Source organism: Methylobacterium sp. P1-11, from assembly GCF_008329595.1.
Lineage (GTDB): Bacteria > Pseudomonadota > Alphaproteobacteria > Rhizobiales > Beijerinckiaceae > Methylobacterium.
In genome coordinates this window covers 33,442-46,412 of sequence record NZ_NPKS01000003.1, presented here as the reverse complement: position 1 = coordinate 46,412, position 12,971 = coordinate 33,442, and the positions used below count along the sequence as shown (strand labels likewise).

Sequence of the window (12,971 nt, the reverse complement as noted above, 5' to 3'; positions counted from 1 at the left end):
CTCACCAGAACCACGTTACGACCAAGCAGACCGTGGCCAGGAACGTCACCGCCGTAGTGGCCCAGCCCAGGAGGTTCGTCAGCCAACCGTTGATGCGGCCGCCCATCACGGCTGGGTCGTTGGTCATGAGCATCAGCAGCAGCAGGAGCGGCGGCACCGAGAAGCCCTGCACGATGCCGGACCAGACCAGCGCCCGCATCGGGTTGAAGCCGAGGAAGTTCAGCCCCACCGCCGCCACCGTCACGGCCGCGATCGTGCCGTAGAACAGCTTCGCTTCCCTCGGTCGGGCGTGGAGGCTGCCGTCCCGGCCGATCCCCTGCACGAGGTCGTAGGCCGCGCCCGTCGTCATCACCGGCACCGCCAGGAAGCCGACCCCGACGATGCCCAGCGCGAAGAGATACTTCGCGCCCGGACCCGCCAGCGGCTCCAGCGCGGCGGCGGCCTGGGCGGCGCTCTCGATCTCGGTCTGCCCCGCCTGATGGAGCGTTGCGCCCGTGGACAGGAGGATGGCGTAGAGGATCAGATTCGAGAATAGCATCCCGATCACCACGTCCCGGCGGGTTTTGCGCAGCTCTGCGTCGGTCGCGCCCTTGCGCTGCCGCACCGTATGGCGCCCCTGCGCGATCTCCTCCTCGACCTCCTGGTTCGACTGCCACGTGTAGATGTAGGCCGAGAGCGAAGTGCCGATGCAGGCGACGATCATCGACAGGAACTCGGCATCGAAGCGGACCTGCGGCACGAATGTGCTGCGCAGAACCGCGACGGGGTCGGGCTTGGCCAGGATCGCGGCTGCCACGTAGGCGAACAGGGCGAGTGCCAGCCAGCGGAAGATGTCGCGCAGGAGCGCGTAGGAACCGAAGATCTGAAAGCCGAGGATCGCTGCGGCGGCGCCGACGACGATGATGGGGATCGGCACCGGCACCAGCAGGTTCAGGGCCGCGCCGATCCCGCCGAGATTGGCTGCCGCCTCGATCACGTTGCCGGTGAAGGCGCCTAGCACCACCGGGTAGAGGATCCAGCGCGGGTAGCGGTCGCGGACCGCCGCGAACAGGCCCTTGCCGTAGACCTGCCCGAGCTTGGCCGAGACGTAGACGACCACCACCATCATCGGCAGGACGACGGGGGCGATCCAGAGGAACAGCAGGCCGAATTTGGCGCCGGCGCTGGCATAGGTGCCGATGGCGGAGGGATCGTCGTCGGCGGCGCCGGTGATCACCCCGGTGCCCAGGGCGTGAAGCAGGCTCCCACCCCTGGGCCGCTGGTCCGGGGCGTCGATCTCAGGCTTCGGGCGTGGCTGGTCCATGGAACCTCGTCGCAAGGTGCGCAGAGATCCAACCGGACGGGCTTGGGAGTGTTCTCAGTCAGACATCCGCACCCCGATCCCAGGTCCGCACGCGGCGAGCGCGCGGGATGCGGGGCGGACTTGCGGTGCTGGCCTGCTCCGGGTGCTGGAACCGCGCGTGTTCGCGTTGGAGCCGCTCGGTTCCAGCACCCGCTCGGGCGCGCATCCGCCACCGACCCGGTCTCCACCGCGGCGGAGCAGGCTCTGCCAGGCTGCCGCAGACTCCCCGGCTTTCCATCGTCCCTGCGCGCGGAGCGACGCCATCCCGGAGCGCTACGCTCCTCGACTTGGCGCCGCCCCGGGTTGCTTCGCGCAGGTCACAGAGTAGGAGCGGCTTCTGCACCGCCCCTCAGCTCACCTCCACCTGCACCACCCCCGGCACGGTCCGGAGCTGGCCGGCCAGTGCCGGACTCGCCTGGAACTTGCCGGGCAGCCGGATCTCCACCTCGCGTCCGCCGCCGTCGAGCTTGAGGATCAGCGACACCTCGCTCTCGCCCCGCATCGACAGACGCTGCTGCACGGGGGCGACACCGCGCGGGTCGCTGAGATGAATGCGGATGCCCTTCTGGTGGCGGGCCACCGCCTGATCGAGGGGCTCGGCGGTGAGGATCCGGGCGCGCACGTCCTCGCCCTCCAGGTTCGCCTGGAGCTGGAGCACCAGGGGCCGGCCCGGTTCGAGGATGTCACGGTACTGGGCGAGCCCCTCGGAGAAGATGATCGCTTCGAAATGCGCGGTCCGGTCCGAGAGGGTGACGATGCCCATCTTGTTGCCGGTCTTGGTGCGCCGCTCCGCCCGGTCGAGCACCGAGGCCGCTACCCGGCCGACGCTCGAGGTTCCGGCCCGTACCGCGCGGCAGAAATCTGCCCAGCTCTGCACCCGCAGCTTGTCGAGCAGGTCGCCGTACTCGTCGAGCGGGTGGCCCGAGATGAAGAACCCGATCGCCGCGTATTCGCGCTTCAACGTGTCGGCCATGGGCCAGATCTCGTGGGGCGGGATCCGGAGCGAGACGTCGTCCGCCACCACGCCGCCGAACATATCGGTGACGCCCGTGGACTCGGCTTCCGCCGCGCTGGCGGCGAGCTTCATCATCGGCTCCACCGCCGCAAAGGCGCGTGCCCGGTCCGGCTCGATGCAGTCGAGGGCGCCGGCCTGGACGAGGCTCTCCAGGGTACGCTTGTTGATCATCCGGGGATTCAGCCGGCGGGCGAGGCAGGCCAGATCCTTGAACGGCCGGTCGCCGCGGGCCTCCACCAGCGCCCGCACCGCCTCGCGGCCGACGCCCTTGATGGCGGCGAGCGCGTAGAAGATCTTGCCGTCGCGCACCTCGAACACCTCACCGGAGGTGTTGATCGAGGGCGGCTCGACAATGATCTTGAGGCGCTGCGCGTCCTGGCGGAATTCGGCGAGCTTGTCGGTATTGTCGATGTCGAGCGTCATGGCGGCCGCCAGGAACTCGACCGGGTAGTTCGCCTTCAGGTAGGCGGTCTGGTAGGTCAGCAGCGCGTAGGCCGCCGCGTGGCTCTTGTTGAAGCCGTAATCGGCGAACTTGGCGAGCAGGTCGAAGATCTCGTTGGCCTTCGCCTTGGTCAGGCCGCGCTCGGTGCAGCCCTTCAGGAACCGGTCGCGCTGCGCGTCCATCTCGGCGCGGATCTTCTTGCCCATGGCGCGCCGGAGCATGTCGGCCTCGCCGAGCGAGTAGCCGGCCAGCACCTTGGCGATCTCCATCACCTGTTCCTGGTAGACGATGATGCCGAAGGTCTCCTTCAGCATCGGCTCCAGCTTCGGATCCGGGTACCAGGACGCCTCGTTGCCGGCGTCGCGGCCGAGCTTGCGCTCGCAATAGACCGGGATGTTGGCCATCGGGCCCGGCCGGTAGAGCGCCACCAGGGCGATGATGTCCTCCAGCCGGTCGGCCTGCATCTCGCAGAGCGCCTTGCGCATGCCGGCCGATTCCACCTGGAACACGCCGACCGTCTCGCCCCGGCCCATGGGTCCGTAGGTGTTCGGGTCGTCGAGCGGCAGGCTCGCGAGATCGATCTCGATGCCGCGCTGCTTCAGCAGATCGGTGCAGCAGCGCAGCATGGTGAGGGTCTTGAGGCCCAGGAAGTCGAACTTCACCAGCCCCGCCTGCTCGACCCACTTCATGTTGAACTGGGTGACCCGCATGCCGGTCTTCGGGTCTCGGTAGAGCGGGACCAGCTCCTCCAGCGGCCGGTCGCCGATCACCACGCCAGCGGCGTGGGTGGAGGCGTGGCGGTGCAGGCCTTCGAGTTTCTTGGCGATGTCGATGAGCCGGCCGACGATCGGCTCCTCCTCCATGGCCTGCTGGAGCTTGGGTTCGCCCTCGATCGCCTGAGCGAGCGTCACGGGGTTCGCCGGGTTCTGCGGCACCAGCTTGGTCAGCTTGTCGACCTGCCCGTAGGGCATCTCGAGGACGCGGCCGACATCGCGCAGCACGCCGCGGGCGAGCAGCGTACCGAAGGTGATGATCTGCCCGACCTGCCCCTCGCCGTAGCGCTGCTGCACGTAGCGGATCACGCGCTCGCGGCCCTCGACGCAGAAGTCGATGTCGAAATCCGGCATCGAGACGCGCTCGGGGTTGAGGAAGCGCTCGAACAGCAGGCCGAAACGGAGCGGGTCGAGATCGGTGATCAGCAGCGACCACGCCACCAGCGAGCCCGCGCCCGAGCCGCGGCCCGGACCCACCGGGATGTCGTGGTCCTTGGCCCACTTGATGAAGTCCGAGACGATCAGGAAGTAACCCGGGAACTTCATCTTGACGATGACGTCGAGCTCGAAGGCAAGGCGCTTTCGGTAATCCTCCTCCGAGAAGCCCGGCGCCGTGCCGTGCTGCTTCAGGCGCAGCTCCAGCCCGGCCTCGGCCTGCCGGCGCAGCTCGGTCGGCTCGTCGGCCGAGACGGCCTGCACGCCGGACCCCGCCGCCAGGGCGTCCGCCATCGGGGGCTTCTCGCTTGCCGCAACGGCGCCGAAATTCGGCAGGATCGGCTTGCGTGTCCGCGCCCGGACGGCGCAGCGCATGGCGATCTCGACAGTGGCCTGGAGCGCGTCCGGCAGGTCGCGGAACAGCTCGGCCATCTCGGCCCGGGTCTTGAAGGCATGGCTCGGCGTCAGACGGCGGCGGCGCTCGTCCGAGACGAGGCGGCCCTCCGCGATCGCGAGCAGCGCATCATGCGCGTCGTAATCGTCGGGCTTGGCGAAGTAGGGCTCGTTGGTCGCCACGATCCCGAGGCCGTGGCGGCCCGCGAGATCGAGGAGCGCGGTCTCGATCCGCCCCTCCTCCGGCAGGCCGTGGCGCTGGATCTCGACGTAGAGCCGGTCCTCGCCGAAGGTCTCCTTGAGCCGCTTCAGGCGGCTGAGCGCCAGTTCGGGCCGCCCGGTCCGGAACGCTGTGTCAAGGGGCCCCGCCATCCCGCCTGTGAGCGCGATGATCCCATCCGAGGATCCCGCGAGCGCCGCCGCGTCGAGCCGGGGGGACTCGCCGAGCGCGGTATCGAAATAGGCGCGGCTCGCCAGCCGCAGCAGGTTGGCGTAGCCGGTCTCGTCCTGGGCGAGGAGCACGATGCCGTGGCTCGTCGGCGCCTGCCGTTGGTGCGGATCGGCAGCCTCGAACGCCACCGAGAGCTGCACCCCGGCGATCGGCTGGATGCCCTCCCCGGCCGCCTTCTCGGAGAACTCGAGCGCGCCGAACAGGTTGTTGGTGTCGGTCAGGGCGAGCGCCGGCTGCCTGTCGGCGACTGCCGATTTGATCAGGGAGCCGACCTTCAGCGCCCCTTCGAGGAGGGAATAGGACGAGTGGACATGGAGGTGGACGAATCCGACCTCCTTGAGCTGGCGTGGCATGGCCGACCTTGTTCCGGGGCCGGCCAGCATCCCCGCTCCCCGGCTCCAAGTCGACGTGCGCCGGGCCGCCGCGAGACGATATCCACCGGTCGTGTCCGGGAAACACCACTTCGCACAGGCCCTGTGGACAATCGGCATCGCAGGGCCGATCGCCTGTGCATAACCCGTCCGCGATGGGAACTGGGCGGGCTTTGGAAAAATCCGGCTAACGAACCGGTGCCAAGGCTATCGCCCAGGCGCCGACCGCCGCGAACAACAGCCCGAAGGCCATGAACTCGACCATTCCGGTCAGGACCATCCGTTTCAGCATCGACCTGCCTCCCGTGTTCCGGTCCCAGTATGTTCATGTTTTGTTCTGATGGAAGAGTGATTGGGCCGCAGATGGGCTCCGTTCTTTCGGTAAAGTAAAAAGTGTCTTGATGCGGATCCGGCGGGCTGGCATGCCCCCGCCCGCAGGACGAGCTCGTCACCCGCTGGGGGGTTCGAAGGAGCCAGCCATTTCCACGCACTGGACGGCCGAACGGTTCGACGTCGCCCTCGTGGCCGTCGGCACACACGGCGACGTGTTGCCGTTCATCGCGCTGGGACACGAGTTGCTGAAGCGTGGTCACGGCGTCTCCCTGGCGGCTCCGGCCCCGTTCGAGGCGATGGCCCGCCGGGCCGGCCTCGCCTTCCAGCCCCTCGGTACGGTGGCGGATTACGAGGCGGTGATCCGCCAGCCGGATCTCTGGCACCCGAAGCAGGGCTTCCGGCCGATGTTCGATTACGCCCTGCAGGTCGCCGAGCCGGCCTGTCTGTGGCTCGGGGCGACCCGGGCGCGGGGCGTCGACCTGCGCGTAGTGGCCTCGCCGCTGGGTTGGGGAGCGCGGCTCGCGCAGGATCTCTACGATCTGCCGACCGCGACGCTGCACGTGATGCCGTTCCTGATCGAGAGCCGCTACGATCCGCCCCGCCTGCCGGGCCTGCCGCTGCCGCGCTTCCTGCCGGCATCCCTGCGGGCCTACGTGAATCTCGGCGTCGACAAGGCCGCGGTCGGTCCGTTCACGCTGCCCCCGCTCAACGCGCTGCGCGCGCGCCTCGGCCTCGATCCGGTCTACCGGCTGCGGCACTGGTGGAACAGCCCGACCGGCATGCTCCTGATGTTTCCCGACTGGTATGCGGCGCCGCAGGCCGATTGGCCGGGTCAGGCTTTGCAGCTCGGCTTCCCGCTGGTCGACCGCTTCGGCGACGTGGCGGCTACGCCGCCCGAGCTGGACGCGTTCCTCGATGCCGGCGACCCGCCGATCGTGTTCACCTATGGCTCGGCCATGCGCCACGGGGGCGGCTTCTTCGACACCGCGGTGCGGCTGTGCCGGCGCATGGGGCGGCGTGGCGTCCTGCTCGCCCCTCAGGGCGGCCAGATTCCGAAGCCGCTGCCGGCCAACATCATCCACCTGCCCTACGCACCCCTGAGCGCTCTGCTGCCGCGCAGCGCGGCCCTGGTCCATCACGGCGGCGTCGGCACGGTGGCGCAGGCGCTGGCCGCGGGCATCCCGCAACTCGTGGTCCCCGTCGCATTCGACCATTTCGACGAGGGGCAGCGGCTGAGGGACCGCGATCTGGGCGCCACCCTGAGCCGTCGCGCCTTCCGTCCCGCGCGGGCGGCCCGGGTCCTGGGCCGGCTGCTCGCCGATCCCGCCGTGGCCGAGGCCTGCGCGGCGGCCCGGGCCAAGATAGCGGCGAGCCCCGACGCCATCATCGACGCCTGCGACTATGTCGAGGCGCTGACGTCCAGCGCTCCCATGCGCCGTGCGACCGAAGCGGGCGGGACCGGATCGCCCGGCGCGCCCTGACGGGTGCCGTACAGGGCCCGGACGCGAAAGCCCGAGCGGCGCCGTCCGACGAGGGGCGGCGCCAACTGGTCACTGGCCCAACAAAGTCGTGGCCGAGCCGACGAGGGTCATGAGCAGGCCGCTCACGAAGGCGCCGATCATGACGTAGGAGAGAGCCTTGAGCTTCATCCGTCCCGCGTCGGATCAGCAGCGGTAGCCGCCGGTGGTCTGGCCGTATTGCTTCACAGGCCGCGTCTGCTGATCCGCATTGCCTTCAGCGGCCGAACTCATCGGGCAGCCCGTGTAGATGGGGTTGTCGTGAACCCCGAGACCCAGAGATCCGGTGGTCTCGACCTCGTAGGGGGCGAAGCCTGTCCAGCGAGCGCCGTTCGCCGCCAGAGCGGACGAGATCGGAGCGGCGCCAAGGACAAGAGCGGTGACGGCAGTGGCGATACGGATCTTCATGGCGAGGCTCCAGAGACTGCGCAGTACAGGCCGGTTGTTCGGCTCTGTTTTGTCTTGCGTAATCAACATAGAGCGCCCGTGTCTTTCGCGACGTGACTCGCCGCACGCGGCGCGGTGGATTAAAAATCGCGTGCATTGGTGGGGGCTGAGCACAGGGAGCGGGTTCCGAGAACATCGCGAATGAGGAGCGTGGGTCCGGTAAACCGCCGGCGCGCTGGGGCAGACGTCCGAGATGTCCGGGCGCACGAAGCCCGGCAACCGGGCGGCGCGCGGCCTGCGCGTGGCGTCGCTGGGAAGCTCTGCCCGCAAGGACGGTGCCGAAGCCATCATGCGGACCCTGTATCGGACCGAGCCCACGTCGACGCTCACGGCGACGCGAGCACCGATCTGCTGGAAGACAGGACGGTCCGTGCAGATGTGTCGTCGGCCTCAGTCGAGCTGCGTAATCAGCCCGTCGCGGATGGTCACGCGCCGATCCATGCGGGCGGCCAGCTCGAGGTTGTGGGTCGCGACCAGAGCGGCGAGGCCCGAGGCGCGGACCAGCGACATCAGCACCGAGAAGACGTGGCCCGCCGTCCCCGGGTCGAGATTGCCGGTGGGCTCGTCGGCCAGCAAGAGGCGCGGGCCGTTGGCCACCGCCCGGGCGATGGCGACGCGCTGCTGCTCGCCCCCCGACAGCTCGGCCGGCCGATGCGGGAGCCGCTCCTTGAGGCCGAGGAAGCTCAGGAGTTCCGTGGCGCGGGCCTTCGCCTCCGGACGCTTCAGGCCGCGGATGAGTTGCGGCATCACCACGTTCTCCAGGGCCGAGAATTCCGGCAGAAGATGGTGGAACTGGTAGACGAAGCCCATCTCCTCGCGCCGCAGGCGGGTGCGCTCGGCATCGGCCATCGCCGCGGTGGGGTGGCCGCCGATATAGATCTCGCCCCCGTCCGGTCGCTCCAGAAGCCCGGCGAGATGCAGCAGGGTCGACTTGCCGGCGCCCGACGGCGCCACCAGCGCGACCAGCTCCCCCGGCCAGATCGCAAGGTCGGCCCCGCGCAGGATCTCCAGGGCGCCCTCGGCCTGGGGATAGCGCCGCTCGACGCGGGAAAAGAACAGGGCCGGGACCGGCTGGTCGCCGGTTGTCTGGCTCGACTCGCTCATCGGATGCGGCCCGTCAGCCGTAGCGGAGGGCCTGCACCGGATCGAGCCGGGCGGCGCGCCAGGAGGGATACAGCGTCGCCGCGAGCGACAGCAGCAGAGAGGTGACCACCACGGCGGTGATCTCCTTCGGGTTCATCTGGGCCGGGATCTCGGCGAGGAACCGAACGGTCGGGTCCCAGGCGCCTGGAAACAGCACGTGCTGGATCGGCTTGATATTGAGCGTGATCAGGATGCCGAGCCCCAGTCCGCTGAGCGTTCCGACGACGCCGATCAGCGCACCGTTGATCAGGAACACCCGCATGATCGTGCCGGGCGTCGCCCCCATGGTGCGCAGGATCGCGATATCGCTCGACTTGTCGCGCACCAGCAGGATCAGTCCGGAGACGATGTTGAGCGTCGCCACCACCACGATCAGGCTGAGGATCAGGAACATCACGTTCCGCTCGACCTCCAGCGCCCCGAAGAAGGTCCGGTTGCGCTGGCGCCAGTCGGTGAGCAGGATCGGGCGCTCGGCCGCCATTTCCAGGGGCTCGCGCATCTCGCCGACATGATCGGGATCGTCGACGTAGATCTCGATCATGCTGACGTCGCCGTCCTTGTTGAAGAAGGCCTGCGCCTCGGTCAGCGGCATGAACACGAAGGTCTGGTCGAACTCGGTCATCCCGACCTCGAACACCGCCTTGACCGTATAGCTCTTGGTCCGCGGCGCGGTCCCGAAGGGCGTCGACGAGCCCTTGGGCGTCACCAACGTGATCGTGTCCCCGGCCTGCAGGCCGAGGGTGTCGGCCAGCCGCCGGCCGATCAGCACGCCGGTGCCGTCGTCGAAACCTTCCAGGGTGCCGCCGCGGATCGACGAAGACACCGCCGCCAGCGCGTCGAGGTCGGCGGCGCGCACGCCGCGGATGATGACGCCCGAGCCGCCATATTGTGACGAGGCGAAGGCCTGACCCTCCACCAGCGGCACCGCCGCACGCACGCCCGCCACCTTCGACAGGCGCTCCGAGAGGTCTGTCCAGTCGTTGAACGGCCGGTCGATCGGCGTCGCGAACAGGTGGCCGTTGATGCCCACGATCTTCGACAGCAACTCCGCCCGGAAGCCATTCATCACCGACAGGACGATGATCAGTGTTGCGACACCGAGGGCGATGCCCAGAACCGAGAAGAACGCCACCACCGACACGCCGCCGCCCCGTCGGCGTGCGCGCAGGTAGCGGCCGGCGAGGATCCACTCGAATGACGCGAAGGGCGGGGTGCCCTGGCGGAATGTTGCCGCGAAGGTCCTGACCCGGTCCAGCGCCGCTGATGCCGCCATCGGCACGCCTCAGACGCGCCGGATGCGTGCCAGCAGATCGACGGTAGCGAGGCTCTCGCGCTCACCCCCGGCGCGCCGCTTCAGCTCGACCTTGCCCTCCGCCAGTCCCTTCGGCCCGACGATCACCTGCCAGGGAAGGCCGATCAGGTCTGCGGTGGCGAATTTAGCGCCGGGGCGCTCGTCGCGGTCGTCGTAGAGCACCGACAGTCCGGCGGTCTCGAGATCCGACTGGATCTGCGCGCAGGCGGCGTCGGTGACGGAATCCCCGACCTTGAGGTTGATCAGCGCCACGTCGAACGGCGCCACCGAATCCGGCCAGATGATGCCGGCCTCGTCGTGACTGGCCTCGATGATCGCCGCCACCAGCCGGCTCGGGCCGATGCCGTAGGAGCCCATATGGACCGGCCGCTCGATCCCGTCCGGACCGGCAACCTTGGCGCCCATCGGCTCGGAATACTTGGTGCCGAAGTAGAAGATGTGCCCGACCTCGATGCCGCGGGCCGCGAGGCGGCTCTCCTCCGGCACCTCCGCGAAGGCCTCCGGCTCGTGCATCTCCTCGGTGGCCGCGTAGTGCGAGGTCCAGGCGTCGACGATGCCCTGGAGGCCGGCGACATCGTCGAAATCGACGGTCTCGGGTGGGATGTCGAAATCGAGATAGGCCTTGTCGCAGAAGACCTCGCTCTCACCCGTCTTGGCCAGGATGATGAACTCGTGGGACAGGTCGCCGCCGATCGGGCCGGTATCGGCGCGCATCGGGATCGCCTTGAGGCCCAGCCCCGCGAAGGTGCGCAGATACGCCACGAACATCCGGTTATAGGCGTGGCGCGCCCCGGCCTGGTCGAAGTCGAACGAGTAGGCGTCCTTCATCAGGAACTCGCGCGAGCGCATTGTGCCGAAGCGCGGCCGCACCTCGTCGCGGAACTTCCACGAGATCTGGTAGAGGTTCTTCGGAAGATCCTTGTAGGAGCGCACGCTCGCCCGGAAGATCTCGGTGACCATCTCCTCGGCGGTGGGGCCGTACAGCATCTCGCGGTCGTGCCGGTCCTTCAGGCGCAGCATCTCCTTGCCGTAGGCGTCGTAGCGGCCGGATTCCCGCCACAGCTCCGCCGATTGCACCGTCGGCATCAGGATCTCGATGGCGCCGGAGCGGTCCTGCTCCCGGCGGATCACCGCGCAGACGCGCTCCAGCACCCGCAGGCCGAGCGGCAGCCACGCGTAGATGCCGGCCGATTCCTGGCGGACCAGGCCGGCACGCAGCATCAGCCGGTGCGAGACGATCTCGGCTTCCTTGGGCGTCTCGCGCAAGGTCGGCATGAAATAGCGGGAGAGACGCATGTCTTCAGGGTCTTGGAAGTGGGTCGGCCGGGAGGAGCCGCGGCGCGCCGGCACACAACACGCCGGAGACGCAAATTACAAGCACTGCGCGACCACGGCGCGGCGTAATCGCGGCGAACCCGAGGCGACCGGGCGGGCTTGGCGGGATCAGTGCCTAGGAAGAAAGCCGTCTGCCCATTTGCCGGCAAGAAAGCGCAGATTTTTCTCGTAGACCCGGTGACAACACGAAATGTTGTTCCTATAAGCGTCCGGCGATGTTTGCGACGCCCGGAAGAGGTGGCGCAAGGTCCGAGTCTCGGGAGGAAAAGCGACCGCCCCGCAGTCAATGCGTGGAATATTCAAAGGTCGAGCCATTGAAGCTTGAAAAGCAAGGCCTTGGGCCTTGCTTTTTTTATTTCCGTCCATCGTGGTGTTGCCCTCTCCGCCGGAATCGTGGCGTCCCTTAGACGCGGCCCGCACGGCTGGATGATGCCGCGTGCTGTGGAGAGCCGTGAAAGCGCGGAGAATCCGCCGCTTCGTCCACTTCTCGACGTTTCAGGGCCAAGTCACTAACCCGCCGGGCTCTTTGCGGGCGCATGGTCGGTCGCAGAGCGTATCGCGCGAGCCCGCCATGCATTTCGAGATCCGCCAGGACGGCAGAAGGTGGTCCTGGATCCTGCTGAACGACACCGGCGAGACGATCGCCGTGGCCGAGCAGACCTTCCCGTCGGCCGCGCAGGCTTCGGCGGCCGCCCTCGCCTTCTCCCACCTGGTCGCCCGGGCCGGAAAGTCGCTGACGGTGACGCCTTCGGGATCTCTGCTGTGAGCCGGGCTACAGGCCGGTGAGCGGGAACACGGCAAGGGCGATGAGGAAGGCGGCGCCCGCTACCAGCGTCGTCCAGATGGCTTTCTCGCGCAACCGCGGCGCCGCCGGCGCACCCGGGTCCTGTCCGGGTACCACGTGGCTGGGCCGCGTTTCCGGCTGGTTGCGCAAGGGGAGGACCGCGAAGAGCAACGTCCACCAGACGACGAAGTACAGGGCGATCGCACCGCCCACCGTGAGCTTGAACAGGCCGACCCCTACCGCCACGAAGGCGGCGACCAGCATCGTGATGACGGCCAGCGTCACCGGCGTCGAGCGGGCCAGCGCGTTCATCATCCCCTCACACCTGTTCCAACTCGACCAGGGTGCCCAGGAAGTCCTTCGGGTGCAGGAACAGGACAGGCTTGCCATGAGCGCCGATCCGCGGCTCGCCCGTGCCGAGCACCCGCGCGCCCTGCGCCTTGAGCTTGTCGCGGGCCGCCAGGATGTCGTCGACCTCGTAGCAGACATGGTGGATGCCGCCGCCCGGGTTGCGCGCCACGAAGGCCTCGATCGGCGAGCCCTCGCCCAGCGGCGCCATCAGCTCGATCTTGCTGTTCGGCAACTCGACGAACACGACCGTGACACCGTGCTCGGGCTGCGGCAGCGGCGGCGTGATCGTGGCGCCGAGCGTGTCGCGATAGACCGCGCAGGCGGCGTCGAGATCCTGCACGGCGATGGCCACGTGGTTGAGACGACCGATCATGGTGGTTCCTCCCCTTGCGCGCACCGATCGGCAGGCTGCGCCGTCCCCGTTCCCCGCGCGCATCCGGAGGTGCCGGCGCGCAGCGGAGGCCTCGCGAGAGCCGTCCGGGGATTGCGCTGCCGGCCCAAGAGCGCCTTCGAGGCCCGCTCGCGCG

The 12,971-nt window shown here is 68.6% G+C and carries 10 protein-coding genes; 2 read left to right on the top strand and 8 right to left on the bottom strand.

Features of this window, described 5'->3' with window-relative positions; all coding sequences use genetic code 11:
* Position 1: 1 nt before the first annotated feature.
* Both CIW48_RS04255 and dnaE read right to left on the bottom strand, forming a co-directional pair.
* Entirely contained in the window at positions 2–1,303 is a 1,302-nt protein-coding gene (locus CIW48_RS04255) for an Nramp family divalent metal transporter (protein ID WP_149309380.1), read from the bottom strand.
* Positions 1,304–1,691: 388 nt separating this feature from the next.
* Complete coding sequence (dnaE, locus tag CIW48_RS04250; RefSeq protein ID WP_149309378.1) at positions 1,692–5,204, bottom strand: DNA polymerase III subunit alpha; 3,513 nt, start codon at positions 5,202–5,204, stop codon at positions 1,692–1,694.
* Between the two features lie 440 nt (positions 5,205–5,644).
* Between dnaE and CIW48_RS04245 the strand changes: the two genes are divergently transcribed.
* Positions 5,645–7,036, top strand: coding sequence for a nucleotide disphospho-sugar-binding domain-containing protein (locus tag CIW48_RS04245; RefSeq protein ID WP_246695118.1), 1,392 nt, complete (start codon positions 5,645–5,647; stop codon positions 7,034–7,036).
* Positions 7,037–7,219: 183 nt separating this feature from the next.
* On the opposite strand, the gene CIW48_RS04240 is transcribed toward CIW48_RS04245, so the two are convergent.
* The 4 genes from CIW48_RS04240 to proS all read right to left on the bottom strand — a co-directional run bounded on the left by CIW48_RS04240 (position 7,220) and on the right by proS (position 11,270).
* The gene (locus tag CIW48_RS04240; protein WP_149309376.1) at positions 7,220–7,480 is read right to left on the bottom strand and encodes a hypothetical protein; all 261 of its coding nucleotides are present in this window, start codon (positions 7,478–7,480) and stop codon (positions 7,220–7,222) included.
* A 429-nt stretch (positions 7,481–7,909) separates the two neighbouring features.
* Positions 7,910–8,623, bottom strand: coding sequence for an ABC transporter ATP-binding protein (locus CIW48_RS04235; RefSeq protein ID WP_091777011.1), 714 nt, complete (start codon positions 8,621–8,623; stop codon positions 7,910–7,912).
* A gap of 13 nt (positions 8,624–8,636) precedes the next feature.
* Entirely contained in the window at positions 8,637–9,935 is a 1,299-nt protein-coding gene (locus CIW48_RS04230; RefSeq protein ID WP_149309373.1) for a lipoprotein-releasing ABC transporter permease subunit, read from the bottom strand.
* 9 nt (positions 9,936–9,944) lie between these two features.
* Complete coding sequence (gene proS, locus CIW48_RS04225; protein ID WP_149309371.1) at positions 9,945–11,270, bottom strand: proline--tRNA ligase; 1,326 nt, start codon at positions 11,268–11,270, stop codon at positions 9,945–9,947.
* 610 nt (positions 11,271–11,880) lie between these two features.
* Between proS and CIW48_RS04220 the strand changes: the two genes are divergently transcribed.
* Positions 11,881–12,075, top strand: a complete 195-nt coding sequence (locus tag CIW48_RS04220) for a hypothetical protein (protein WP_149309369.1) — start codon at positions 11,881–11,883, stop codon at positions 12,073–12,075.
* A 6-nt stretch (positions 12,076–12,081) separates the two neighbouring features.
* Here the strand turns inward: CIW48_RS04220 and CIW48_RS04215 are convergent, their stop codons facing one another.
* Both CIW48_RS04215 and mce read right to left on the bottom strand, forming a co-directional pair.
* The gene (locus tag CIW48_RS04215) at positions 12,082–12,408 is read right to left on the bottom strand and encodes a DUF1467 family protein (RefSeq protein ID WP_149309367.1); all 327 of its coding nucleotides are present in this window, start codon (positions 12,406–12,408) and stop codon (positions 12,082–12,084) included.
* Positions 12,409–12,412: 4 nt separating this feature from the next.
* Complete coding sequence (gene mce / locus CIW48_RS04210; RefSeq protein ID WP_091777001.1) at positions 12,413–12,817, bottom strand: methylmalonyl-CoA epimerase; 405 nt, start codon at positions 12,815–12,817, stop codon at positions 12,413–12,415.
* Between the last annotated feature and the right edge of the window lie 154 nt (positions 12,818–12,971).

Excerpts from the sequence above, each read along its gene's own strand:
- CIW48_RS04255 (WP_149309380.1), bottom strand. The coding sequence starts at position 1,303 with ATGGACCAGCCACGCCCGAAGCCTGAGATCGACGCCCCGGACCAGCGG.
- dnaE (WP_149309378.1), bottom strand. The coding sequence starts at position 5,204 with ATGCCACGCCAGCTCAAGGAGGTCGGATTCGTCCACCTCCATGTCCAC.
- CIW48_RS04245 (WP_246695118.1), top strand. The coding sequence starts at position 5,645 with ATGCCCCCGCCCGCAGGACGAGCTCGTCACCCGCTGGGGGGTTCGAAG.
- CIW48_RS04240 (WP_149309376.1), bottom strand. The coding sequence starts at position 7,480 with ATGAAGATCCGTATCGCCACTGCCGTCACCGCTCTTGTCCTTGGCGCC.
- CIW48_RS04235 (WP_091777011.1), bottom strand. The coding sequence starts at position 8,623 with ATGAGCGAGTCGAGCCAGACAACCGGCGACCAGCCGGTCCCGGCCCTG.
- CIW48_RS04230 (WP_149309373.1), bottom strand. The coding sequence starts at position 9,935 with ATGGCGGCATCAGCGGCGCTGGACCGGGTCAGGACCTTCGCGGCAACA.
- proS (WP_149309371.1), bottom strand. The coding sequence starts at position 11,270 with ATGCGTCTCTCCCGCTATTTCATGCCGACCTTGCGCGAGACGCCCAAG.
- CIW48_RS04220 (WP_149309369.1), top strand. The coding sequence starts at position 11,881 with ATGCATTTCGAGATCCGCCAGGACGGCAGAAGGTGGTCCTGGATCCTG.
- CIW48_RS04215 (WP_149309367.1), bottom strand. The coding sequence starts at position 12,408 with ATGATGAACGCGCTGGCCCGCTCGACGCCGGTGACGCTGGCCGTCATC.
- mce (WP_091777001.1), bottom strand. The coding sequence starts at position 12,817 with ATGATCGGTCGTCTCAACCACGTGGCCATCGCCGTGCAGGATCTCGAC.